This window comes from Lysinibacillus sp. FSL W7-1291 (assembly GCF_038593415.1).
Taxonomy (GTDB): Bacteria; Bacillota; Bacilli; order Bacillales_A; family Planococcaceae; genus Lysinibacillus; species Lysinibacillus fusiformis_D.
Genome location: NZ_CP151994.1, coordinates 1537162 through 1560679, shown reverse-complemented (window position 1 = coordinate 1560679; position 23518 = coordinate 1537162). Strand labels below are relative to the sequence as shown.

At 39.9% G+C, this 23518-nt stretch carries 24 protein-coding genes; 4 read left to right on the top strand and 20 right to left on the bottom strand.

Going from position 1 to position 23518, the window contains the following annotated elements:
• Positions 1–150: 150 nt before the first annotated feature.
• The 5 genes from dinG to panB form a co-directional block, all read right to left on the bottom strand.
• Entirely contained in the window at positions 151–2922 is a 2772-nt protein-coding gene (dinG, locus tag NST76_RS07450) for an ATP-dependent DNA helicase DinG (RefSeq protein ID WP_271912797.1), read from the bottom strand.
• A 180-nt stretch (positions 2923–3102) separates the two neighbouring features.
• The gene (locus NST76_RS07445) at positions 3103–5208 is read right to left on the bottom strand and encodes a 5'-nucleotidase C-terminal domain-containing protein (protein ID WP_271912795.1); all 2106 of its coding nucleotides are present in this window, start codon (positions 5206–5208) and stop codon (positions 3103–3105) included.
• 264 nt (positions 5209–5472) lie between these two features.
• Positions 5473–5856 (bottom strand): aspartate 1-decarboxylase, encoded by a 384-nt coding sequence (gene panD / locus NST76_RS07440; RefSeq protein ID WP_036124512.1) that lies wholly within the window; start codon positions 5854–5856, stop codon positions 5473–5475.
• Between the two features lie 2 nt (positions 5857–5858).
• Positions 5859–6713: a pantoate--beta-alanine ligase gene (gene panC, locus NST76_RS07435; protein WP_036124514.1), complete on the bottom strand. Its 855-nt coding sequence runs from the start codon at positions 6711–6713 to the stop codon at positions 5859–5861.
• The gene (gene panB / locus NST76_RS07430) at positions 6710–7549 is read right to left on the bottom strand and encodes a 3-methyl-2-oxobutanoate hydroxymethyltransferase (RefSeq protein WP_101966332.1); all 840 of its coding nucleotides are present in this window, start codon (positions 7547–7549) and stop codon (positions 6710–6712) included. The genes panC and panB overlap by 4 nt, the downstream gene beginning before the upstream one ends.
• Positions 7550–7977: 428 nt before the next feature.
• Here panB and NST76_RS07425 point away from each other — a divergent pair, with 428 nt between their 5' ends.
• From NST76_RS07425 to NST76_RS07415, 3 genes are read left to right on the top strand one after another with little or no spacing between them, the layout of a single operon-like run.
• Complete coding sequence (locus tag NST76_RS07425; RefSeq protein WP_036124518.1) at positions 7978–8298, top strand: PadR family transcriptional regulator; 321 nt, start codon at positions 7978–7980, stop codon at positions 8296–8298.
• Positions 8291–8893, top strand: coding sequence for a DUF1700 domain-containing protein (locus tag NST76_RS07420; RefSeq protein ID WP_036124520.1), 603 nt, complete (start codon positions 8291–8293; stop codon positions 8891–8893). Before NST76_RS07425 ends, NST76_RS07420 begins: the two co-directional genes overlap by 8 nt.
• Positions 8894–9730, top strand: a complete 837-nt coding sequence (locus NST76_RS07415; RefSeq protein ID WP_271912790.1) for a DUF4097 family beta strand repeat-containing protein — start codon at positions 8894–8896, stop codon at positions 9728–9730.
• Between the two features lie 46 nt (positions 9731–9776).
• Here NST76_RS07415 and NST76_RS07410 read toward each other — a convergent pair whose 3' ends face one another.
• The 6 genes from NST76_RS07410 to NST76_RS07385 all read right to left on the bottom strand — a co-directional run bounded on the left by NST76_RS07410 (position 9777) and on the right by NST76_RS07385 (position 14817).
• Complete coding sequence (locus tag NST76_RS07410; protein WP_036124524.1) at positions 9777–10760, bottom strand: biotin--[acetyl-CoA-carboxylase] ligase; 984 nt, start codon at positions 10758–10760, stop codon at positions 9777–9779.
• Between the two features lie 165 nt (positions 10761–10925).
• A complete protein-coding gene (locus NST76_RS07405) occupies positions 10926–12095 on the bottom strand; it encodes a CCA tRNA nucleotidyltransferase (RefSeq protein ID WP_036124526.1) in 1170 nt (389 codons plus the stop codon).
• On the bottom strand, positions 12082–13227 hold the full coding sequence (bshA, locus tag NST76_RS07400; RefSeq protein ID WP_101966333.1) for an N-acetyl-alpha-D-glucosaminyl L-malate synthase BshA: 1146 nt from the start codon (positions 13225–13227) through the stop codon (positions 12082–12084). Before bshA ends, NST76_RS07405 begins: the two co-directional genes overlap by 14 nt.
• Before the next feature lie 33 nt (positions 13228–13260).
• Positions 13261–13665 carry a methylglyoxal synthase gene (gene mgsA / locus NST76_RS07395; protein WP_036124530.1) on the bottom strand — a complete coding sequence of 135 codons (405 nt, stop codon included), beginning with the start codon at positions 13663–13665 and terminating at the stop codon, positions 13261–13263.
• A gap of 19 nt (positions 13666–13684) precedes the next feature.
• Positions 13685–14482 carry a 4-hydroxy-tetrahydrodipicolinate reductase gene (gene dapB, locus NST76_RS07390; protein WP_036124532.1) on the bottom strand — a complete coding sequence of 266 codons (798 nt, stop codon included), beginning with the start codon at positions 14480–14482 and terminating at the stop codon, positions 13685–13687.
• A complete protein-coding gene (locus NST76_RS07385) occupies positions 14482–14817 on the bottom strand; it encodes a nucleotide pyrophosphohydrolase (RefSeq protein WP_036124534.1) in 336 nt (111 codons plus the stop codon). The genes dapB and NST76_RS07385 overlap by 1 nt, the downstream gene beginning before the upstream one ends.
• Before the next feature lie 115 nt (positions 14818–14932).
• On the opposite strand from NST76_RS07385, the gene NST76_RS07380 reads away from it, so the two are divergent.
• Entirely contained in the window at positions 14933–15802 is an 870-nt protein-coding gene (locus NST76_RS07380; protein ID WP_004232676.1) for a YitT family protein, read from the top strand.
• A gap of 55 nt (positions 15803–15857) precedes the next feature.
• Here the strand turns inward: NST76_RS07380 and NST76_RS07375 are convergent, their stop codons facing one another.
• The 9 genes from NST76_RS07375 to aroA form a co-directional block, all read right to left on the bottom strand.
• On the bottom strand, positions 15858–16532 hold the full coding sequence (locus NST76_RS07375) for a zinc metallopeptidase (protein ID WP_058844265.1): 675 nt from the start codon (positions 16530–16532) through the stop codon (positions 15858–15860).
• Positions 16533–16592: 60 nt separating this feature from the next.
• The gene (locus NST76_RS07370) at positions 16593–17189 is read right to left on the bottom strand and encodes a DUF1405 domain-containing protein (protein ID WP_249646082.1); all 597 of its coding nucleotides are present in this window, start codon (positions 17187–17189) and stop codon (positions 16593–16595) included.
• A gap of 317 nt (positions 17190–17506) precedes the next feature.
• Positions 17507–18280: a menaquinol-cytochrome c reductase cytochrome b/c subunit gene (locus NST76_RS07365; RefSeq protein ID WP_036123182.1), complete on the bottom strand. Its 774-nt coding sequence runs from the start codon at positions 18278–18280 to the stop codon at positions 17507–17509.
• A gap of 41 nt (positions 18281–18321) precedes the next feature.
• Positions 18322–18996, bottom strand: coding sequence for a cytochrome b6 (locus tag NST76_RS07360; protein WP_036123184.1), 675 nt, complete (start codon positions 18994–18996; stop codon positions 18322–18324).
• A 19-nt stretch (positions 18997–19015) separates the two neighbouring features.
• Positions 19016–19522, bottom strand: coding sequence for a ubiquinol-cytochrome c reductase iron-sulfur subunit (locus tag NST76_RS07355; RefSeq protein WP_036123187.1), 507 nt, complete (start codon positions 19520–19522; stop codon positions 19016–19018).
• A gap of 154 nt (positions 19523–19676) precedes the next feature.
• Positions 19677–20126, bottom strand: a complete 450-nt coding sequence (locus NST76_RS07350; protein ID WP_036123190.1) for a YpiF family protein — start codon at positions 20124–20126, stop codon at positions 19677–19679.
• Positions 20127–20271: 145 nt separating this feature from the next.
• Positions 20272–20829, bottom strand: a complete 558-nt coding sequence (locus tag NST76_RS07345) for a ReoY family proteolytic degradation factor (RefSeq protein ID WP_036123193.1) — start codon at positions 20827–20829, stop codon at positions 20272–20274.
• Positions 20830–20843: 14 nt separating this feature from the next.
• Positions 20844–22112 (bottom strand): tetratricopeptide repeat protein, encoded by a 1269-nt coding sequence (locus tag NST76_RS07340; RefSeq protein ID WP_080717083.1) that lies wholly within the window; start codon positions 22110–22112, stop codon positions 20844–20846.
• Between the two features lie 95 nt (positions 22113–22207).
• Complete coding sequence (gene aroA, locus NST76_RS07335) at positions 22208–23494, bottom strand: 3-phosphoshikimate 1-carboxyvinyltransferase (protein ID WP_342544874.1); 1287 nt, start codon at positions 23492–23494, stop codon at positions 22208–22210.
• Between the last annotated feature and the right edge of the window lie 24 nt (positions 23495–23518).

Below are 23518 nucleotides of genomic sequence, written 5' to 3'. Positions count from 1 at the left end.
AACTATATTACTGAGATTGTTCGAAACGCCAACCTTTTTTTATGTGTAAAATAAAAATAAGCAACAGTGATTATGATAGCAAAATAATATTATCAAACCCCTCAATACAATAGTAAAACCCCTTCTAGCTTATGCTAAAAGGGGTTACTGTTATTTTTGCCAATGATTTAGTTCTTTTAACAATTCGGGTAGCTGTAATTTCCTTACGTCGATGGGCGGTAATGCCTTAATAAACTCTTTTCCATAGGACTTACTAGTAATACGACGATCTAGTACAATGAACGCACCTTTATCTTGTGAAGAACGAATTAATCGACCAAAGCCTTGCTTAAAGCGCATAATGGCCTCTGGTAAGGAAAGCTCTGTAAAGGAATTACGGCCTTGAGCTGTTAGATGCTTTGCTCTCGCTTTAAAGACGGGCTCTTCTGGTGAAGAAAATGGTAGGCGTACGACAATGACAGAGGCAAGGGCATCCCCTGGCACATCCACACCCTCCCAAAAGCTATTTGTGCCAAAAAGCACGGCATGGCTAAATTTTTGGAATGATTTTAAAATGCGCATACGGCTACCGCCTGTCACACCTTGTGCAAAAAGCATATAGTCATCTAAAAGCTCACTATCTTGAATAAGCTCGACCGTTTTTCGTAGCATATCCTGTGCCGTAAAGAGCACAAAGCAACGCCCCTCTGTCATACGAACTGTCCGTGTAATAGCATGGGCAACAGCCTCAATGTATTCTTCTTGGCTGACATGCTGAATATCTGGCATATCAGTTACAATAAATGCCTTAGCGCCCGCATAATAGGCTGGTGGTGCTTGTAGTTTCATAACTTTGACTTCATTTGAGATGCCTAGCTGACGTGTAATAAAACGTTCATTGCCAGGTACCGTTAATGTACCTGATGTCCAAACAATACTTGCTTGCTGACGTAGAGGTGCTAACACTTGTTCAATAATTGGTGTGACATTGACGGGCTTTTTAAAGACATGGAGACTGCCTGGAACACTTCGTACATCAAATTCTAACCAAACAGAATTGCCGTCCTGCGGGGAGAGAAAAATATCTTCCCATTCTGCAATTTTTATTTTCACTTCTCGAATCCAATACTGCCATTCAGACAATACAAAAAGGTCATTTTTATCTAATTGCTCGATATTATTTTCGAAAGCCTGCGTAATTCCACTAGCTAGATCCAACCATTGCTGTGTCAGTTTACTGACTAGTGCAAATGGCTCTTTCGCCAATGAAACATCCTCTAAAAACAAGGTACATTTACTACCAGTTTGCTTCCCTTTAACTTGCTGTTGCATTTTTTGAATCGCTTGCTGAATTGTTTCATCAAATGTTCGTTGTAGACGGATAAATTGTGCATCCAGTCGCTGTAAATTTTGCATAGCTACTCGCTGTTTTTTCTTTGCTGCCTGGCAAAACTGTTGAAATAAAGCACTGTCCTCCATCGTGCCGATTTGGCCGAAAATATACTTCCATTGTGTATAGGAGAAGACAACCTCATCTTGCTGCATTGCTGCCTGAATAAATTGATGTGCCTCATCCATAATCCAGCCATCAATTTGTGTAAAGAGCGGTGTTTGACGCACTAAATCGCTCAATACCATGGCATGATTCGTCACAATACAGTCCGCAACAGTGCTATTCTTTAACGCTCGTTCATAGAAATCAAAGCCCTTTGAAGGCTTGTCACTCGGTATTTTGCGGATTTTCTCTAAAAACAGTTGGCCGCCACCAGAAACATTGAGCTCACTTAACACACCTGTCTCTGTTTTTGTCAGCCAAACAAGTATTTGTAAAATAGTAAATGTATCATCATAGGATTCATCAGCATGGGCCATACATTGCTCAAAGCGTTCCAGATCAATGTAATGTTGCATTCCCTTTAGCACACATAAATTCACTTTTGTCCCAAGAATTTTTTCAATCTTAGGTAGCTCTTCCTCTACAAGCTGTTCCTGTAGATGAGAAGTATAGGTGCTAATGGCTATCTTTTTATGGACAGCTCGTGCATACAAAATCGCAGGAAGTAAATAGCCAGCGGTTTTGCCAATACCTGTAGAAGCTTCAATCACACACTCTTTTTGTTCATGTAATGCCTGCCAAATCGTGTCCATCATCTCAAATTGTGCAGGTCTTACCTCAAAATTTGGGAGTGCCTTTGCCATGAATGCCTTTTTTTCATCCACCGTTTGCGGATAGTCCATCGTTTGTGATTCATTCTCATGCTGATTACGACCATTACAAATGGCAAAATTGCGGTAATAATGCACATTTTCATGACCTGTCAGATGCTGACGTTTAATTTGTAATGCCTCGAAAAAAAGCTGAGCAATATTTGATTTCATGCGAAATGAACGCTTGTGCATCTGCTCTAGCGTTAGCTGTGGGAGATTTAACAGCTCCTTCCAGCAATATTTGAATAGCTCTGCCGTAGCAAGAGCATCGTCGTCTGCTCGATGTGCATTGGCTAGCTCGATATTTAAATCTGCTGCTAAATCCCCTAGCTTAAAGCTGAGGGACATCGGAAACAAAATTTTAGCTAGCTCCACCGTATCCATTTTTTTACCCTGCCACTTCAATAGTCCGGCACGTTTAAATTCTGCTTGTAAAAAGGATAAGTCAAAATCTGCATTATGTGCGACAAACACACAATCAGTTAAGAGTTCATATATGTAATCCGCATGTGCCTCAAATGGTAAGGCATCCTTAACATCTTCATCCGTGATATGCGTTAAATCTTGAATGAAAGATGGAATGGTTTTTCCTGGATTAATGAACTTCGTATAGGTACGCTCAATTTCCCAATCTTTCATAATAACAATCGCGATTTGAATCATCCGGTCTCCATTTGCTGGTGAATGACCAGTTGTCTCCAAATCTACAATTGCATATTTTTGACTTTCCATCATACATCTCAACTCACAGTTCACATTAGATAAGTTGAATTTTATCATAGATTTGTCTTTACGGCATCCTTTCTCCTCCTTCGGTGAGCCACTTCATCCATACAAAAAACGCAACCTTAGAGGAAGCCCCTAAGGTTGCGTAAAAGAAAATACGATTACCTGTTTACCTAATCAATCAGAAGTTTATTGTTTTTTAGCTAGGTCAACAATACGACCTTCTGTTGTTGTTTTCACTTCTTTTAGGGATAGTAATTGCTCTTGAAGGTTTTCCCAGTCAGACAAGCCTAAATCTGTAACACGACCTTCTTCATATGCTTTCGCAAACATATCAAAGCCATCTCCACCTTTAGCCGTGTATGCATTCGTTGCTACTGTATACCGTTTATCATCCTGCAACGGAACGTACTTACCTGTCGCTTTGTCGAAGTACTCCACAGATACAACACGTGAGCCTGCTTCTTTCGATGAATCATATTGTAATTTTGCCCCAGCGATGTGCAGGAAGCCACCATTTTCATTCGGTACATTTTTCAATGATACTTCAAACGCAGCTTTTAGCTCAGCACCAGTTGCGTCCATTAATGCTAATGTATTACCAAATGGTAAGACTGTAATAACCTGACCAACAGTAATATTACCTGCTGGAATTGCTTCTCGGATACCTCCTCCGTTTTGCAATGCCATTACAACTGTTTTATCTGTAAATTTTTGTGCTTTTGCTAACATACCATCAGTAATAATATTACCTAGAGCTGTTTCATTGCTACGCACACTTTCAAAACTAGTTTCACTTGAACGAGGGTTGGCTAATGCTTCTTTCAGTGTTACACCAATTTCTTTGTTGTTCACTTCATCTACTTTTGCTTTATACGGTGCAAGCAGCTTCACTAATTTCTTATCTTCCGCTACTTTACCAAGGTCAATTAATTCACCTTTATACTTTGTGACAACACCATCTCCATCAAATGTTACATCGAGTGTACCTAAATATTTTACATACTCATTTGCTTGTACAATTAATGTAGCATCTTTTGCTTCGCCAACCGTGTTTGTGTCAACTACAAATGGTTCCTCTAATTTTGTATGATCATGACCACCAACAATGACATCAATGCCTGGTACGTTTTGTGCTAGTAAAATATCATTATCCACATTAGGGTTATCGTTATAACCGATATGTGTTAAAGCGATAATTTTGTTGACGCCCATTCCTTCAAAGGCAGCCACTGCTTTTTCCGCTTCCTCGATATAGTTTGTAAATTTCACTTTGTTTGGAGAAGCAATATCTTTCGTTTCTTCTGTCGTTAAGCCGAAAATACCTACTTTTTCTCCATTGATTTCTTTCACGATACCTGAATAAATTTTACCGTTTTCAGGCTCACTTGAAATTAAATCTGTAAATAAACCAGTGAATTTGTCATCTGCTGAGAAATCTGTATTGGCATCCACAAATGGGAATTTAGCACCTTTAATAAAGTCTACTAGTGCTTGATGGCCTTCAGGTGATGAACCTAAATCAAATTCGTGGTTACCAAATACCATGGCGTCAAAGCCGATTTCATTTAATAATGCTAAGTCTGCTTGTCCATGGAATTCGTTAAAGTATAGTGTACCGCTAAATGCATCACCAGCATGTAATGTTAGAACATTCTCCTTTGCTGCACGTTGCTCCTTTACAGCTGTTGCTAATTTAGGTAGTTCATTTGCACGAGCGTGTGTATCATTTACATGTAAAATTGATAAAGTAAATCCATCTTCTGGCGTTGATTTTGTTAGGGCTTCTGCAATCACAGTTGCTAGCTGTCCACGTGTAACATTTTCGCTAGCCGCATGGTTTTTTACACTTTCTAGCTCTGGTAATGTTGGAATAGACGACAAGATTTTTGCTAAATCACCATGTGTAATTGTTTGGTTTGGACGGAATGTTTTGTCCCCATAGCCTGAAATAACTTTTAGCTCTACAAGCGCTGCAATGGAACCATAATATGGATTGGATGCACCAATATCCGTAAAGTTAGGATTCTCAACATCTTTCGTATCCAGCTTTAAGGCACCTGCAATCATTTTAGCAGCCTGTCCACGTGTGACATTTGTATCAGGTTTAAATGTACCATCTGGGTATCCGCTAATAATCCCCGCTGCATAAAGAGTAGCGATGCCATCAAAGTCTGCATGACTTTCTTTTACATCTGAAAAAGGACTTGCTGCCGATACTGGTGCTACTGCTACCGCTGTTACAGCTAACGCTGCGGCAGTTGCTGTTAAAAATTTGTTACGTTTATTTTCCATTACAAATGATACCTCCACTAGTAAAATGATGTACTAACAACTAAATTCTACATAAATATGACACAAAATACTAGAACATTCGAATTTTTTTACAAAATTATAATCTTAAAACTAGTTTAATAATAAGAAAAGAAAAATTTTTCCAAAACTTTTGTAATGGATACGAATACAGAAAAAAGGAGGATCGGCTATACTTTGCCATCCTCCTATCTAATATCAAATTATAAATTGCTGCGTCCATCTTAATGAATGCTACTCACTTCACTACATCACTGTTGCTTCTGGCTCATGTGCAATCATTTCTTTAATAGTATTGCCCTCTCCCATAATGGCCACTGTTGGTTTATGCTCTTTGGCTTCATGATTATCCACATAGACATAGGAAATAATGATCACAATATCACCACGTTGCACAAGTCGCGCTGCTGCACCATTCACACAAATTACGCCTGAACCTCGTTCACCAGCAATGATATATGTTTCAAAACGAGCACCATTATTATTATTCACGACATGTACTTTTTCATTTGCTAGCATACCTACTGCATCTAAAATATCTTCATCAATTGTTATGGAGCCGACGTAATTTAAATCCGCCTGTGTCACTGTTGCACGGTGGATTTTACTATTCATCATCATACGTAACATATTTACAGTCCTTCTTTCACAGTAAAGATACAATTATCGATTAAGCGTGTTTTACCTATATAGACAGCTGCTGCCAACAGAGCTTGCTGTGTCGTAGCAGTCACGGGTGTTAAATCTGGGTAAGCTAATATTTGGATATAGTCAATCTGACCATGCGTTCGTGCATGAATATGAGCTTTTGCTTTAGCCAGTGCACGCACAGCATCACCATTCGCTAGAAAGCTATCACGTGCCAATTGTAATGCTTCATAGATGGCTGGGGCCTCCTGTCGCTCTGTCTCACTTAAATAGACATTGCGAGAAGATTTCGCTAAACCGTCTTCCTCACGGACAATTGGGACAACACGTATTTCTAATGGGAAATTAAAATCACGTACCATCGTTGCAATAATGGCAACTTGCTGTGCATCCTTTTGTCCAAAATAAGCCCGAGTTGGTTGTGCTAAGTGAAATAATTTCGAGACAATCTGTAACACGCCATCAAAGTGGCCTGGACGACTCGCACCACAAAGAATGGTTGCTTGCTCACCAGCCTGTATACGGATGCCACCATCGTGGGGATACATTTCTTCCACACTTGGTGCAAACATAATATCAACACCAACAGACTGTGCCAATGCAGTATCTCTAGGTAAATCACGAGGATAGCTTTCAAAATCTTCATTTGGTCCAAATTGTGTTGGGTTGACGAATATACTCATAACGACTACATCATTTTCAGCACGAGCTGTTTGTGCCAATGTTAAATGACCTTCATGTAAATAGCCCATCGTCGGAACAAGTCCAATGGTTTGATGAGCCTGCTTGGCTGCGTTTATTTCTTCAGCTAATGCTTGTATGGTAGTTACGACTCTCATGCTTGGACGCCCCCATATAACTTATCTAATGCTTCTTCTTTCATCGTAAAGAAATGCTTTGGTGCAGGGAAAGTACCTGCTTTCACAGCTTCAACATAGCGAACCATGCCAGCGCTTGCTTCTTTGCCCATATCGGCAAATTGTTGAACAAACTTCGGCACATGATGTGAGCCGTAGCTTAACATGTCATGATACACCAGCACTTGTCCATCAGCTTCTACTCCTGCACCAATGCCAATGGTCGGAATCATTAAACTAGCGGAGACAACCTCAGTCAGCTGGTGAGGGATACATTCTAATACGACTGCACAAGCACCCGCTTCTTCGCATTGTTTTGCTTCTTCAATTAACGTGGCAGCCTGTTCAGCCGTTTTTCCTTGTACTTTATAACCGCCTAGCACCCCTGCTGACTGTGGCAATAAACCTAAATGAGCAACAACAGGAATACCAGCTGATGTTAATTTACGAATGACAGCAATAACCTCACCCGCTCCCTCTACCTTTAAGGCATCAGCCCCAGTTTGTTGCATCATCGCAATGGCTGTTGTTAATGTTTCATTGACATCGCCATGATAAGAACCGAATGGCATATCCACGACCATAAACGTATCCTTTGCTCCACGTCGAACCGCTTTAGCATGATGAATCATATCCGCTACAGTCACTGGCATTGTAGAATCATAGCCAAGCACGACCATTCCAAGTGAATCACCGACCAGTATCATATCGACACCAGCGTCTTCAGCGAATGTAGCAGCCGGATAATCATAGGCCGTCACCATTACGATTTTTTCGCCTGCTGCTTTCATCTTTAAAAAATCTGTCGCCGTTTTCATGTTGTAGTCCTCCTTTGTTAAGGGAAGAAAACAGAAAAACCCCTCTGTGCCGAAAAAGGACAGAAGGGTAGTGTTTCGTTCATTGGAAAAACCTCATCAAGAGGCAATAGCTTACAAAAAGAAAGCTATTTGAACGTATCGTTTTCTTCCGTCCCTGTCTAAAAAGATCAAGGCAGATATTGGTTAATATGGGATCTTGCGCTTTTGAAGGTGCCGTTCACAATGGATACTGCCCTTCAGCTCATACTATAACAGATTCTCCTACTAATCTTCAAATATTATTTTTTTACAATATCATCGTTTAACGACATTGGTAAAATTTATCTTTTATTAGAATTGACAATTAATGCTATACGTCATATACTATCCACATACTATACGTCATATAATATAAAATGAAGTATAGGTACTATATGTGAGGTGGAGAGATGACATTTCAGCTTGGTTCAGCTTTACTTGATGCTTGTGTATTGGCTATCGTCGATAAAGAGGACGCCTATGGCTATTCTTTAACACAGCAAGTACAATCGGTCATGGAGATTTCGGAGTCTACACTGTACCCAGTATTACGCCGCTTACAAAAAGCACATTACTTAACAACATACGATCAGCCCTATCAAGGTAGAAATAGACGCTATTATCAAATTACAGAGCAAGGACGTATACGATTATTAGAGCTATTAAAAGAATGGCAAGTGTATAAGGAAAAGGTTGATTGTGTACTTTTAGGAGGGAATTTAGATGGATAGAGCAAGCTATTTGAAACAGCTACGAGGAAAATTACGTCGGCTTCCTGCGCATGAGTTAGATGCTGCACTTACTTATTATGAAGAATACTTTGCGGAAGCTGGAGAGGAAAATGAGCAACAGGTCATGTCGCAACTTGGCTCCCCTTCTCATGTCGCCTCACAAATATTAGCTGATTTCGCACTAAAGGATTTGGAAACCTCCTCAGCCAAATCAACGAAAAAGAATATGTCAGCCATTTGGCTCATTATTCTAGCCATATTGTCTGCGCCACTTTCACTGCCATTACTGGCAACAGCTATTGCACTTATTTTTTCATTCGGTGCAGTCATCGTCAGCTTGATCCTGGCTATTATCGCGACAGTCATTAGTATTTTTGCTGGTGGCATCGTAGCCCTTATTTCAGGCTTCTTGATTTTAACAGAGCATTGGCCTACTGCACTGCTCTTTATGGGTGCGGGATTGGTTGTAACGGGCTTAGGTGTCCTACTCTTTCCTTTTGTCACACGTTTTATTAAGAAAACGGTTCTTGTTTCTGTTGAAGCATTAGGAAGACTATTCCACAAAATAACGAAAAAACGGAAAGGGGGCTTCTAAATGACATCTAAAAATACCCTTATCGCCATGACAATGATTGCATTAGGTATTTTACTTGCATTGGTTGGTTATTTTTCGGGCGGTCGCTGGCTTATTTTCAAAGATGCCGACGGTCTTCACGTCCCAAGCCATACAAATCTAGTGAGTCAATCACATGAGTTAGATACGTTTACAAGTATTAATATAGTGAATGACTATGGAGATATTGAAATTATTGCGAGAGATAACGACTATAGATTAGAGACACAGGTCTTTGAGCAGCAAGACGTAACCTATCATATAGACAATGGTGTTTTAACGATTGAAACAAAGGCGAAGAAAAGGGATGGTTTTCAATTTGGCTTTAATAACTTTTCTTCTCCCTCTATCAAGCTCTATGTCCCGAAAGATACAAAAGTAGAGTCAGTTGTAATAGACAGTGATTTTGGTGATACAGCTGTTCGTGGATTACATTATGAGGAGCTTCAACTCATGCAAGATTACGGAGATATTACCTTCACTAACACGACTGGTGACAAAACAGAGATTACACAGTCCTTTGGTGATTTGACGCTCCAACAATATGCTAGTAACGGCATTAGCATTGAAAGTGAGCATGGTGACATCACTATAGATGGTACATTAAATGGTCAATCCACCATTTCTTCTAGCTTTGGCGATATGACACTTCACTTACAAAACAAACAAAGTGATTTAGGCTATGACTTAAAAACTAGTTTCGGTGATATTACGATGGATGGTGAAGAACAAAGTGGCAAGGTGACGCAAGTAACTAATGGTGACCATCAACTGCATGTTTCCTTATCACATGGTGATTTAGATGTATCACTGAAGTAAAGTTGAATTCAAGAAGCTGCAAGAAAAATTCCTTGCAGCTTCTTTTCTATAATATTTTGATATCCCCTGCATAAATCGTTCGGATTATCCCATTGTCCTGAGTAAGCTGTAGAACACCATCATCTGTAATTCCACTAGCAATCCCTTCAAAACGTTCACGTAATGTCTTCACCTCTATACGTTGACCAATTGTACAGGATAATTGCTGCCATAGCGTTTTGATACTCGCGAAGCCCTCTTTCACATATAACTCTGTAAATTGTTCTAAATAGTGCAAGATAGATGCCACAAGGGCTGCGCGGTTGATTTCTTCTCCAGCCTCTAATCGTAATGAAGTAGCTATATCTGCTATATCAGGTGAAAAATCAGCTGCTGCTTGGTTCGCATTTATGCCAATCCCAACAAGTAAAGCTTGCACAAGATCAGCCTCTGCCTGCATCTCCGTTAAAATACCTGTACATTTTTTTCCATTAATTAATAAATCGTTGGGCCATTTAATCGCTGGTTCTACATGCTTATATAATGTTTTGATAGCCATTGTAACTGCTACTGCCACCACAAGTGTATAGGAGGATGCCTGTTGGGGGGTAACATCAGGTCGTACAATAATGGTCATCCAAATCCCAGTACCATGTGCAGATTCCCAAGGACGCGCCATACGGCCACGCCCCGCTGTTTGTTCCTCACCAATAATGATCGTACCGTGTGGGGCTCCTTCTTGAGCTAGCTTATGCGCAATCGTTTGTGTAGAATCTACCACATCATAATAATGGATTTCACGTCCAAAATGCGCTGTCTTTAAAAAGAGCTCAATTTGGGTTGGATTCAAGCTATTAGGTACACCCGTCAATACATACCCCTTTTTCTTGATGGTTTCAAATGTATACCCTTCCTCCTGCAATGTCTGCATATGCTTCCAGACAGCCGTCCGAGAGACACCCAAAGAATCTGCTAATTCCTGACCTGAAACTGCTTCACCATCAGCAGCCAGTATTCTTTTTAAAATTTCGTCTTTCATGGAAATTGTCATCTTCACATCAATCCTTTAGTCAACTATGCTATTTTTTATGTAACCTATTTTGTCTTTATCATACTGTAAATCAGTCTAAATGACCACCAAAGATAAAAGCCGTCCCATGTTTCTGAGACGGCTGCTTGTTGTATATTGTGTTAGCCATAAGTCAGCCCCGCTTTCCTAGAAATAGTGCTGCTCTAGCCAGTTTTTAATCTGTTGTCGATCATTTTGGAGTTCATGATGAATAATAGCGCTCAACATGTCCTCCAATGCATCTTTTAGCCATGGTCCACCCTTTTTTCCAGACCATTTTAATAAATCCGCCCCATTCACCACTAAATCTTGCTTTTGCTGAATGGGCAGCATTGCCTGTAATTCTCGAATAGACAGCTGTGGTAGCGCTGCGTCCAATTGGCGAAGCCGTGCAAAATATTGGGCAGCCTCTAACTCTTGTGCTGTGTACATAAAATAATGGGTATTTGTCCATCCCTCTTTTAACGCTTCATATGCGCTCAAAACCGATTTGACAAACGCCATTTCTTTATTAGATAGGCGGTAATCTCTCACTATCTCTCGCCAATCTGTCCCTTGCAGTAAGGCAAAATAAGCCCAGCCCAAGAGCTTGTCCTCTGTATGAAAGCCACGCCAATACTCAGCCTGAAAGTCACCTGGTAAATAGGCAGCCAAACCACTTTCCTCTAATTTTTGAATACCACCAAAAACTGCTTGTCCTACCCATAGCTTATCGAGCTCTGCTTTGATCCGTTCCCTTGCGATAAAAGCAATATCAGATGCTCTAGTTTGAATCGCAGACATTGTATCTGCTGCTATGGCAAAATCAAGCTGTGCTGAAAAGCGTACCGCTCGCAGCATGCGTAAAGCGTCTTCTGAAAAACGTTGTTGTGCATCTCCTACTGCTCGAATCATATGCTTTTCAATATCTTGGTAACCACCGTAATAATCCACATAAGAGCCATCAAGACGCATTGCAATGGCATTCATCGTAAAGTCTCGACGTTGTAAATCTTCTTGCAGTGAACGTACAAATTGTACTTTTTCTGGACGACGGTGATCCGTGTATTCCCCGTCTGTCCGATAGGTAGTCACTTCAACAGGTCCAGCGGGTACGATAACAAGTACCGTCCCATGCTGAATCCCAATATCTACAGTTCGTGGAAATACCGATTTCACTTCTTCAGGCAAGGCATTTGTAGCAACATCTACATCATGAGCTGGGCGATTAAGTAAAGTATCCCTTACAGCGCCACCCACAATAACTGCCTCATAGCCAGCCTGTTCTAGTTGTTCAATGACTGAATAGGCTGCCTGCCATTCTTTATTGTTTTGCATGATTTCTTTCCGCAACCTTCTCATACATTTTTTCATATTGTTCAACAATTTTAGATGAGTGGAATTTGTTATCTACTGCACGGATGGCCGCTTCCCGGAAACGCAATAATAGCTCTTCATCCTGCAGTAAATGGGTCGCATACGCTGCAACTGCATCTGTGTCCCCTAATTCCACAATATAGCCATCTACACCATGTTCAATAACTTCTGGTATACCGCCTACATTTGACCCAATACAAGGTACGCCACAAGCCATTGCTTCTAATAAAACCAGTCCAAACGATTCCTGCTGTGAAAGTAGTAGTTTCATATCGCTAATCGCATATAATTCTGCTAAATTTTCCTGTTTCCCTAAAAATAAAACATCCTTCATATACAGACTTTCCTTTACTTGATCCATGACACGATGCTTTTCTGGACCATCTCCTACCAATAAGAGTTTCGCCTTCATATTAGCCCGAATTTTCATAAAGGCATCTATAATATCCGGAAGATTCTTAATTTTACGGAAGTTTGACACATGAATAAGCACTTTTTCATCTTCTTGAATACCAAATTGCTCTTTTAAATTTCCTGAATTACGAGGATAGTACTCACGCTCATCCACAAAGTTATAAATCGTTTCAATTGGTTTTACTGTATCAATCAATTCATAGGTTTGTTCTTTTAATGCATGTGACACCGTTGTCACAATATCAGATTTATCAATTCCATACTTAATGGCTTGTGACAACGTAGAATCTTGCCCAAGCACCGATATATCTGTGCCATGAAGGGTTGTGACGATGCCAACATCTCGACCACTCATTTCACGTGCTAATACCGCACATACCGCATGTGGGATGGCATAATGCACATGCAACACATCCAACTCTTCATCCTTAATGACGTCTGCCATTTTACTCGCTAATGCAATATCGTATGGAGAATATTGAAACACTGAATAATTATTAACTTCGACTTCATGGAAAAAGACGGTTGGATAAATTTTATTCAATCGAAATGGTACGCTTGAGGTGATGAAATGAATTTCATGTCCTCTTTCTGCAAGCATTTTGCCTAATTCTGTTGCAATGACACCAGAGCCACCAACTGTAGGATAACAGGTAATGCCGATTTTTAGCTTTTTCATTCGATGATCATCCTTTCTAAATCACGTCTTTTATTAGTTACGTCTTTCTTGTATCAGTCTCCAATCCACAAAGCCCTCTTGTAGGCCTTTTAATAATATTTCTGCTGTTCCCATATTTGTTGCCAGTGGCACTTGGTAAACATCACAAAGACGGATAAGTGCAGAAACATCTGGCTCATGTGGTTGTGCTGTTAATGGATCACGGAAAAAAATAACCATGTCCATATCGTTATTGGCAATCATAGCACCAATTTGTTGGTCGCCACCAAGCGGCCCCGAACGAAAACGTGTGACTTCTAAACCAGTAGCTTCAATGACACGTTGTCCCGTTGTTCCAGTAGCATATAGCGTATGTTCAAGTAAAATATCTTTGTAAGCAATAGCAAACTGTACTAAATTGTCCTTTTTACGATCATGTGCAATCAATGCGATTTTCATATAGCTTCCATCCCAATCTTTAGATGATGTTTTCTAAACCATAAACAAGCTGATCCATTTTCATAACCTCTTCTATGCAAAATGCAACGCCTGACATGAAGGAGTTTCGGTTTAATGAATCATGGCGAATCGTCAGTAGCTGCCCATCTCCTCCAAATAATACTTGCTGGTGTGCCACTAAACCAGGTAAACGAACGGAGTGAATGCGCATGCCATCAAAGTCTCCACCTCTTGCACCTTTAATGGTTTCCTGTTCCTCTGGGTGTCCTTGAGTCTTTTGCATACGGGCCTCTTGTATTAGCTGTGCTGTTTTTAACGCTGTCCCAGATGGTGCATCGAGCTTTTGATCATGGTGCATTTCAATAACCTCTACATCTGGTAAGTATTTGGCCGCTTCTTTTGCAAATTTCATCATTAGGATAGCGCCAATCGCAAAGTTTGGTGCAATAATGCAACCCAACTCTTTTTCTTTGGCCATGGCTGATAATTCTTCTAGTTGTGTATCTGTAAATCCTGTTGTACCAATTACAGGTCGTACATTTAAATTCAATGCTTCCTTAGTATGCTTATAGACTGCATGTGGGTTGGTTAAATCTACTAATACATCTGGTGCAGTGACTTCTACAAGGTCATGCATTTCAGTAAATATAGGTACCGTATAGCTTGCTGGAAACATGTCTAAATCAGCTAATGTTTTTCCTACTTCCTTATAATCTAGTACAGCTACTAATTCCATTTTGTCATGTTTCATGACCGTATGTACAGCCTCAGCCCCCATTTTTCCTCTTGCACCCGCAATGGCTACACGAATCGACATCATTCTTCATCCTTTCTAGTCCAACGATCCTTATCTCTAGTTTCAAATTTATGTATGACGCGTAAAAGTGCTTCATCTAGTTTAATACCTTGTGCATTTGCAAAACATACTAGTACAAAGAGAAAATCTCCTAGCTCTTCTTCAATGCTATTTGTGTCCTCTGTGCTTTTTTTCTTTTTTTGGCCATATACATCCTGAACCTCACGTGACAGTTCACCTAATTCTTCTGTTAAACGCGCAAGTAGCTCAAATGGTGGGAAATAGCCTTCTTTAAATTGTCCTATATAATCATCAACACGCTGTTGCAATGCTTGCATTGTTAATTGATCTGTCATTATCATCACGCTCCTATTTACCATCCTATAAAATTTACACCATTGTTGTCAAAACCAATAAAATGTCAGATAATAGATAACATTACTTCATTTGTTTGGAACTACAGGAGGTCAAATGCTAAAACAGATTAAAATTCGTAATATTATCGCAATTATGCTCGGAGCCGCCGTTTTTAGCTTCGGCTTTGTTCACTTCAACATCCAAAATCAGCTGGGTGAAGGTGGGCTAAGTGGGATTACACTCATACTGTACTTTACATTAGGATGGGACCCCGCCTTAATGAACCTATTATTAAATATTCCCATGTTTATCATAGGTTATCGATTGCTTGGAAAGAAATCATTTGTCTATACACTTGTCGGCACTTTATCTGTCTCTCTTTTTCTAAAGATTTTTCAAAAATACCAATTTACCATTCATTTAGAGGATGACATGTTACTTGTGGCACTTTTTGCTGGTGTCTTCGTCGGACTTGGACTTGGTATTGTTTTTCGCTTTGGCGGCACTACAGGTGGAGTCGATATTTTGGCTCGGCTTGGTCATAAATATTTTGGCTGGAGTATGGGGAAAACTATGTTTGTCTTCGATGCCATTGTCATTATCCTTTCGTGGCTAACGTTCTTAGATGCTCGATCGATGATGTATACACTAGTTGCTGTATTTGTAGGTGCTCGTGTTATTGACTTTGTCCAAGAAGGTGCCTACGCTGCACGTGGTGCTCTTATTATATCTGAAAAGTCTGGTGCAATTGCTGAAACGATCGCGTTACGAATGGAGCGAGGGATAACGATCTTAGAAGGTCATGGTCATTTTACCAAACAGCCTAAAGAAGTGATCTATTGTGTCATTGGCCGCAATGAAGTTGTACGATTAAAATCAATTGTGCATGAAGTCGACCCGCACGCCTTTGTTTCCATTATAGAAGTACGAGATGTGGCTGGGGAAGGCTTCACCTTAGACGATCAAAAGCAGCCACTGCATTAAGCATACGAAGATAAAAAACTTGCTATAGTGGTGTACCACTATAACAAGTTTTTTCTTAGTCGTCGCTACGCATATTTGTAAAAATTAACACTAAACGTAATAACTCAAGTACGGCTACTGCTGCCGCCGCTACATATGTTAGCGCTGCTGCACTTAACACTTTTCGTGCCGGACGTTCTTCTTCATTTGTAACAATACCTAATGAATTCATTTGAACTAAGGCACGCTTTGAAGCATCGAATTCCACTGGCAGTGTCACTAATTGGAAAACAACACCTGCTGCTAATAATATGATACCTAACAGCAAGAAATTCGTACTACTTGCAAAAATACCAATCATTACAAAAATCCAAGACATATTAGACGAAATATTTGCTACGGGAACGAGCTTACTACGTAATGTAAGCATAGAATAAGCTTCTTTATGTTGGATGGCGTGACCTACCTCATGGGCAGCAACCGCAGCACCTGCAACACTCGCTTCATAAAAGTTACTTTCTGATAAAGCAACTGTTTTTGTTGCCGGATTATAATGATCAGACAACACACCTTGCGTTGGCACAACTCGTACATCATATAAGCCGTTCGCATCTAAAATCGCACGCGCTACCTCTGCACCAGTCTGCCCCTTCATTGTACGTTGTTTTGCAAACTTCTTATACGTCCCCTTTACCTTCATCTGTGCATAAAGTGGGAGCAGCATAATAATGGCAAAATAAACAATATACATGCTAGTTGACAATTTTCTAACCCCTTTCTACCTCAATACTATAATTCTATAATTTATACCTTAATTCGGCAAATATTTGCGCTGCCTAATTGAGAAAATCGCAAGAAAAATACACGCAATGGATAACCAAAACGTAAAGTAACCAATATAGCTTGTGTATTGAGCTAAATCTCGATACATAGGCATTTGACCAAACACATAGTCAATGACATCATTATGCAATGTCCACACTGCTGCTATAGCTACATGCCAATAAGTGAAGACATACTTCTTCAAATAAAGTATAGCTTGGACTGCCATAGCAAAATGCGATCCAACTAACATCCAGCCCTGCCAGCCAATGGTACCAGTTTCAATCAATGTCCAAATATTCATAACATCTGCCCAAAGACCATACTTCACCAATGTAACGAGAGCGAGCACCTCCATTAGTGGCCAGCTTTTTCCTATAATCCATGCTATCAGCACAAAACAGAAGAATAGGCTAGCTGTCGGGCTATCAGGAACAAAAATATAAAAAATCGGCTTGGTAATAGCCAGCTGCCAACCGTACCAATAATAGCCGTAAATTGTCCCTAATAGATTAATAATGAGCAGTGCTAATAAGAATGATTTATGGGTCAGAAGATACCAAATATTTGCTCTTGTTAGTTGCATGAAGTCAACTCCTTCCGTTCTTAAAAAACATTCGTTATGTATTGTTCTGAAATCCTAGAGCAATCCCTCTACATTTCAATTGTTCCTCACCATCAATATGTGTTAGTTTGTTGATTTAATGCGCTTATTTGTCCCATTAATTTTGCCGCTGATGCTTCACTTTCGATACAACTAATACTTGCTGAATCCAGACAAAATAATATTTTTCGACATTTTTCGCTAAAAATTCTTATACCAGGGAACCTTTTAACTTGGCTCTCAGTCCCAATAGTATAACAAGGTAGAAAAAAAGAGCCAGTTCCCTGACTCTTTTACTATTACTCTGCTTTTAAACTTTCGATGAATTCAGCAAGTTTTTGAAGATCTTCATCTGAACCTGTCCATAATCCTGGTGGCATTTTACCGCTCTCAGTACCGTTATGAGCAATGTCCTTAATTTGATCAGCAGTTAAACCTGTGTTCATTAGAGTAGGCGCTCCAGCTCCACCTTCTAAACCTTCACCGTGACATGTAATACATGCTGAACCAGCGTAAACTTTATAACCTTCTGATTCTTTATCGAACTCAACTGTTTCTACAATCGCACCCATAGCTTTTTGAGCTTCCCAGTCGTGGTTAACAACTGACTCCCAAGTTAGGTAGAACATAGCAGCTAAAGTTAATAACATGAACGCTGTTGGTAATGGACGTTTAGATGGACGACGTTCTGGACCCTTGTCTAAAAATGGCATTAATAATAGCGCTCCAAATGCAAGACCTGGAATTACAATAGCTCCGATTACATTGTATGGACCAGAAGCAAATGAGTATTTTAAAAGTTGATACATAAATAAGAAGTACCAGTCCGGTAGCGGTGTATATGCTCTAGTTGGATCTGCCGGCCCTTCAAGTGGTGACGGGTGAGCGACAGTTAATAATAAGTATCCAATTAAAAATACAGCACCTACCATCCATTCCTTCAGTAAGAAGTTCGGCCAGAAAGCTTCCGTCTTACCTGGATATTCGGAATAATCCTTTGGAACATTCGGCATTCTGTGATTCGCTTTAATACGAGAATCGCCGACAAATTTCATTCCTTTTCCGCGATGCATAGTGTCCCCTCCTTTTAAAGATCATCGAACCGTCAAGACAATTACAACGGTCCTGAAATTCCTTGACGACGAATCATGATAAAGTGCGCTGCAAGTAACCCAAACAATACTGCAGGTAAGAAGAATACATGAATCGCAAAGAATCGAGTTAACGTTTGAGCACCAAGAATCGTAGTGTCACCCGCTAATAATATTTTAATCATCCCACCGATAAACGGTACAGATGCAGCAATTTCGATACCTACTTTAGTAGCGAATAATGCTTTCATATCCCATGGTAATAAGTATCCTGTAAAGCCAAGACCCATCATTACACCAAAAATACCTACACCAACCATCCAGTTTAACTCACGAGGTTTTTTATAAGAACCTGTGAAGAATACACGAAGTGTATGTAAGAACATCATTACGATAACTAATGAAGCTCCCCAGTGGTGCATACCGCGTACGATTTCACCAAATGCTACTTCGTTTTGTAAATAATAAACTGATTTCCAGGCATTCACAACGTCTGGTACATAGTACATTGTTAGGAACATACCAGATAGAATTTGAATTACTGTGATGAAGAATGTTAATCCACCAAAGCAATAAACGAATGCTGAAAAATGATGTGCAGGGTTAACGTGCTCTGGCACTTCGTGGTCGGCAATATCACGCCAAATCGGTGTAATATCTAGGCGTTCATCGACCCAATCATAAATTTTATTTAGCACTGTTGTCGTACCCCCTTACTTATTTAACTAGAGTATTTGCTTTTGCTGGACCAATCATTAAATAGCCATCTTTTTCTTGTACTTCAAATTCATCCAACGGACCTAGAGGCGGTGTACCTGCAACGTTTTTCCCGTTTTTCTCGTAACGACCTGCGTGACATGGGCAGAAGAATTGATCTGGGTGTCCAGAATCTCCACTCCAATCAACCATACATCCTAAATGCTTACAAACAGGTGATAGAGCAATGATTTGATCGCCATTTTTATAAACCCACGCTACGTTTGTAACATTCGATTTGTACCATGCATCCACTTGCTCGAATGAAAAGTCAACTTTGACAGGCTCTTCAGTGAGGTCAGCGATTTTATGCTCTGTTTCTACAAAATCTCCACCATCATGCTTTTGTAACACTGGATCAATTGCAAAGCGAAGCATCGGCATTAACATACCTGCCGCCATAAATCCACCTACACCAGTAAGAGTATAACTTAGAAATTGACGACGTGAAACTCGATTATTACTCATTATTTTCCCCCCTCTAACTTAAAGGTCAGTCCAACGGACATACTTTTACAAATAGTAATACTAGGACATATATATGATATATCAAGTCCATAGCTTGGTCAATATAGCATTCTGTGGAAAGCTGGAGAATGTGAACATTTATTGAAACTAATTGTTAAATCTGTGCCCATTTAGTCGAAAGCATTGGAATCACCTGGCGTAATTGATCTTCTAAAATAGATTTTTTCACACTTGCATCCATGCTCTCTAACGGAATAGCTGGTAACCAAACTATATTGACTTTCTCTTCACTCTTTGTCCAATAGTGGTCACAAGTAATGAAGAACACATGCTTAAATCCAGCATTATGTAATTGTGCTTCTAATTGCTGTGGAAATTCATCGTTTTTTAAATTTGTCATATAAGAAAATGGTGGCATAACTAATAAACGGCCTTTGAACTGTTGCTCTATAAACGAAGTTAAAGACATAACAAAATCTACTTCGGCACCACTCTGTTTCATTTTTTCAGAAGAGAGATCGATGGATACAAGTGGAACAATAGCGGTATCAATGAAATCCTTCTGTGCCAGAAACGATGTCACATCGTTTGCATTAAAATACATTCAACAAACCTCCTTTTATCGCAAAATAAAAATGCCCTTATCCACTCTAAAATAGGATACCCAATTAAAAGTGAAAACAATCATTCATTCACTAGTAATGTTACCATATTGAAGTGGATAAAGGACATTCAATTTTTACCTATGATTAACGTAAATTAGCCGTTTCCTTTAATGCTTGTAACAAATTAGACAATTCATAAAAGCGTTCTTCATCTCCCTGGTCGAGGGCTTCATCAATTTGTGCGAGTAATTTTTCTTCTTGGAATACGAGTAAGCTATTGGAAAGCAGCTCTTCTGCCAGTAAACGATCTTTTTCACTGACTAGCAGTGTTTCTGGCATATAAGGGTTTTCTTCGAGAACTGCTAAGTATTGTGCACTTGGTGGTATATTTGGAAAATTCAATTGTATATACATATCTTCTTGTTCATGTAAGCGTAAATCATGGAAAGACTTCTCAGCATCTGCTGTCATCACATTGCCTTTGTAGAAACGAAAAGGTACACCTGTTGAGTCTACTGTCGACATCACCATCGCTCTAGGACAATAGTGAGCTTCTTCCACAAATCGGATTCTTTTTAGTAAGTCATCATTGCTTAATAAATAATTTAAAATCCATACACACTCACGACGTTTCAATTGATAATTTTTTAAAAACCATCGAACAAATGCTTTTTTATCAACAACTGATACAGAAGCAGTCATACCCACTCCCTCCTTTACTCAAATTCTAAGGCTTCTAACTTCTCTTGCCACTCTGGTTCACCCGGTTGAATGTTGATTAATTGTCCAAGAACCTCTTTTGCCTCTGAACGTTTTCCTTCCTCTAATAAGAAGTAAACATATTTTTCTAAAAATGTTGCGTCTTCCTTAAAATCATTATATGCCAAACGGTAAAATTCGTATGCACGGTCGTACAATTCTAAATTTTCATATGCCTCTGCTGCAAATGGATATAATGTGCTCCATTCAAAATCATTTTGCTGTAGCGTTTCAAATAATTCGATAACATCCTCATGACGCTCCTGTTGTCCCAACACAGAAATAAGGGCTAATACCGCCTCCATGTACTCAGGATCCAACGCTATAGCTTCTCGCAGATGTTGCTCCGCTTCTTCTGGCAAACCATTTTTCAACGCCATTTTACCAGCAAATAAATACAATGATTTATCATATTCATCGCGTTTTAGCCCCTCTTGAATGGCCCCATAAGCTTTTTTATTATCCTCTGTCATAGCATAGCTTTCCGCAAGCAATAAATAGGCTGAGAAGTAATCCGGATCTAATTCTTTCAATTCCTCTAGTTGTTTAATAGCCATCTCGTACTTTTGTGATTGGAAAGCGGAATAAGCCGCTCCAAATAAAATATCTGGCTTTACCTCATCCTCAAGGGCCTTGACATAATAATCAAAAGCCGTTTCATAGGCAGCCCCTGCACGATACACCTCTGCCAATCGTTCAACAAGTTGAATACCTGCAAATTCATTTTGCTGCTCATATAAGTCTTCGTACAACCTTGCAGCTTCTAAAAAACGACCTGTTTCAAATAAAAGTTCTGCTTTAGCAAAATGTAATAACGGCTCGTCAGGTAAAATCGCTAATGCTTCATTTATACGTTTTTCTGCAACCTCAAATAACCCCTGCATTTGATAATAATCGGCTAGAACTAATAAGGCTTGCGGATATTCTGGTGATGCTTCTTCGATTTCTAATAGTAAATCCAATGCTTCATCTTCATCACCAAGCTCCATTAATACATTTGCACGATCTATTTTTAACTGTGCCTCTTCTGGGAATAAAAATTGTAAATGCTCCAGCACACGGTCAGCTTCTTTCATGTACCCATACTGCATAAAAATCTCAGCGAGTGCATAAATCTCCTCAGGTAGCTCCTTCGTTAAAAATGATTCTAGTAGCTGATCTATTAATGCTAAGTCCCCTTGTTCAAGTGCTTGCATCATTTCAGTCATCGCATTGTTCACAGTCATTCACCTATTCTTTCATTGATACCTTTATGCTACAAAACATTTACCATTGAAACAAGAAAAAACTCCCCAAAAGCTGGAGAGTCTATCTTGAATTGTTATTTCACTGCCTCAATATGTTCAAAGAACGATGGGTAGGATACAGCAATGCATTGTGCATCATCTAATGTTATGGCTCCATCCGAAATTAGAGCTGCAACAGCCCCCATCATACCAATTCGATGATCGCCGTATGTGCGAAGACTTGCACCTTTTAATGGTGTTGGTCCATTAATGATCATTCCATCTTCTGTTGCTTCTATTTGTGCACCTAGCTTTTTCAATTCAGTTACAACCGCCGTGATGCGATCCGTTTCCTTCACTTTTAGCTCCTCAGCATCTTTAATGATTGTTTGACCATGTGCTTGCGTAGCGAGTAAGGCAAGGATCGGAATTTCATCAATTAAACGAGGAATAATGTCCCCCTCAATTGTTGTACCTGTTAAAGTAGATGTGGCCATTTGAATGGTTGCTGTAGGTTCAGCTTGATTATCCTCATTCGGTGTCACGGTCATTGTTGCGCCCATTTTTTCAAGTACCTCGACAATGCCATCACGCGTTGGGTTAATACCAACATTATTTAATGTTACGTGACTATGCTCACAAATGGCTCCTGCCACTAAGAAGAAGGCTGCCGAGGAAATATCCCCTGGAACAGCAACATGTGTCCCGCTGAGAGACTGTCCGCCTTCAATGGAGACAACGCCATTGTCTACTTCTACCTGTGCACCAAATTGTCGCAGCATTCGCTCTGTGTGATCTCTTGAAACTTCCATTTCTCTAACAATCGTTGTTCCTTCAGCACGCAAGCCTGCTAGTAAAATAGCAGATTTCACTTGTGCACTTGCTACAGGCATCTTGTAATCGATGGCCTGTAGTTTTGTACCTTGTATAGCAAGGGGTGTGTACTGCCCGTCAGCACGCCCTGTAATATGAGCACCCATTTGACGCAGTGGGTCTATCACACGTCGCATTGGTCGTTTGCCGATAGATGCATCCCCCGTCATCACGGAATGAACCGAAGAACCAGCTAAAATACCCAACATTAAGCGTGTTGTTGTGCCAGAGTTACCCGTATACAACACGTCTGTTGGCTCCTGCCAGCCATCCATGCCAGGACTATGAATCGTTACATTAGTTCCTTCGACCTCAATTTGAACGCCAAGCTTCTGGAAGCAATCGATTGTACTTAAACAATCTTCCCCTAGTAAAAAGCCCTCTACTGTCGTTGTCCCGCTAGCAATGGCTCCAAACATGACAGAACGATGGGATACAGATTTATCGCCTGGAATGGTTAAAGTGCCCTGTAAAGAAGGCTTATTGTATTGCAAAATTTTTTCACTCATAAACTTTCTTCCCTTCAATATGAA

Excerpts from the sequence above, each read along its gene's own strand:
- NST76_RS07380 (WP_004232676.1), top strand. The coding sequence starts at position 14,933 with ATGCTAAAACAGATTAAAATTCGTAATATTATCGCAATTATGCTCGGA.
- NST76_RS07365 (WP_036123182.1), bottom strand. The coding sequence starts at position 18,280 with ATGCATCGCGGAAAAGGAATGAAATTTGTCGGCGATTCTCGTATTAAA.
- NST76_RS07350 (WP_036123190.1), bottom strand. The coding sequence starts at position 20,126 with ATGTATTTTAATGCAAACGATGTGACATCGTTTCTGGCACAGAAGGAT.
- aroA (WP_342544874.1), bottom strand. The coding sequence starts at position 23,494 with ATGAGTGAAAAAATTTTGCAATACAATAAGCCTTCTTTACAGGGCACT.
- NST76_RS07340 (WP_080717083.1), bottom strand. The coding sequence starts at position 22,112 with ATGACTGTGAACAATGCGATGACTGAAATGATGCAAGCACTTGAACAA.
- panC (WP_036124514.1), bottom strand. The coding sequence starts at position 6,713 with ATGAGAGTCGTAACTACCATACAAGCATTAGCTGAAGAAATAAACGCA.
- NST76_RS07345 (WP_036123193.1), bottom strand. The coding sequence starts at position 20,829 with ATGACTGCTTCTGTATCAGTTGTTGATAAAAAAGCATTTGTTCGATGG.
- NST76_RS07420 (WP_036124520.1), top strand. The coding sequence starts at position 8,291 with ATGGATAGAGCAAGCTATTTGAAACAGCTACGAGGAAAATTACGTCGG.
- NST76_RS07445 (WP_271912795.1), bottom strand. The coding sequence starts at position 5,208 with ATGGAAAATAAACGTAACAAATTTTTAACAGCAACTGCCGCAGCGTTA.
- NST76_RS07370 (WP_249646082.1), bottom strand. The coding sequence starts at position 17,189 with ATGCAACTAACAAGAGCAAATATTTGGTATCTTCTGACCCATAAATCA.
- NST76_RS07355 (WP_036123187.1), bottom strand. The coding sequence starts at position 19,522 with ATGAGTAATAATCGAGTTTCACGTCGTCAATTTCTAAGTTATACTCTT.
- panD (WP_036124512.1), bottom strand. The coding sequence starts at position 5,856 with ATGTTACGTATGATGATGAATAGTAAAATCCACCGTGCAACAGTGACA.
- NST76_RS07375 (WP_058844265.1), bottom strand. The coding sequence starts at position 16,532 with ATGTATATTGTTTATTTTGCCATTATTATGCTGCTCCCACTTTATGCA.
- NST76_RS07385 (WP_036124534.1), bottom strand. The coding sequence starts at position 14,817 with ATGACAGATCAATTAACAATGCAAGCATTGCAACAGCGTGTTGATGAT.
- NST76_RS07415 (WP_271912790.1), top strand. The coding sequence starts at position 8,894 with ATGACATCTAAAAATACCCTTATCGCCATGACAATGATTGCATTAGGT.
- bshA (WP_101966333.1), bottom strand. The coding sequence starts at position 13,227 with ATGAAAAAGCTAAAAATCGGCATTACCTGTTATCCTACAGTTGGTGGC.
- NST76_RS07425 (WP_036124518.1), top strand. The coding sequence starts at position 7,978 with ATGACATTTCAGCTTGGTTCAGCTTTACTTGATGCTTGTGTATTGGCT.
- mgsA (WP_036124530.1), bottom strand. The coding sequence starts at position 13,665 with ATGAAAATCGCATTGATTGCACATGATCGTAAAAAGGACAATTTAGTA.
- dapB (WP_036124532.1), bottom strand. The coding sequence starts at position 14,482 with ATGTCGATTCGTGTAGCCATTGCGGGTGCAAGAGGAAAAATGGGGGCT.
- NST76_RS07405 (WP_036124526.1), bottom strand. The coding sequence starts at position 12,095 with ATGCAAAACAATAAAGAATGGCAGGCAGCCTATTCAGTCATTGAACAA.
- panB (WP_101966332.1), bottom strand. The coding sequence starts at position 7,549 with ATGAAAACGGCGACAGATTTTTTAAAGATGAAAGCAGCAGGCGAAAAA.
- NST76_RS07410 (WP_036124524.1), bottom strand. The coding sequence starts at position 10,760 with ATGACAATTTCCATGAAAGACGAAATTTTAAAAAGAATACTGGCTGCT.
- dinG (WP_271912797.1), bottom strand. The coding sequence starts at position 2,922 with ATGATGGAAAGTCAAAAATATGCAATTGTAGATTTGGAGACAACTGGT.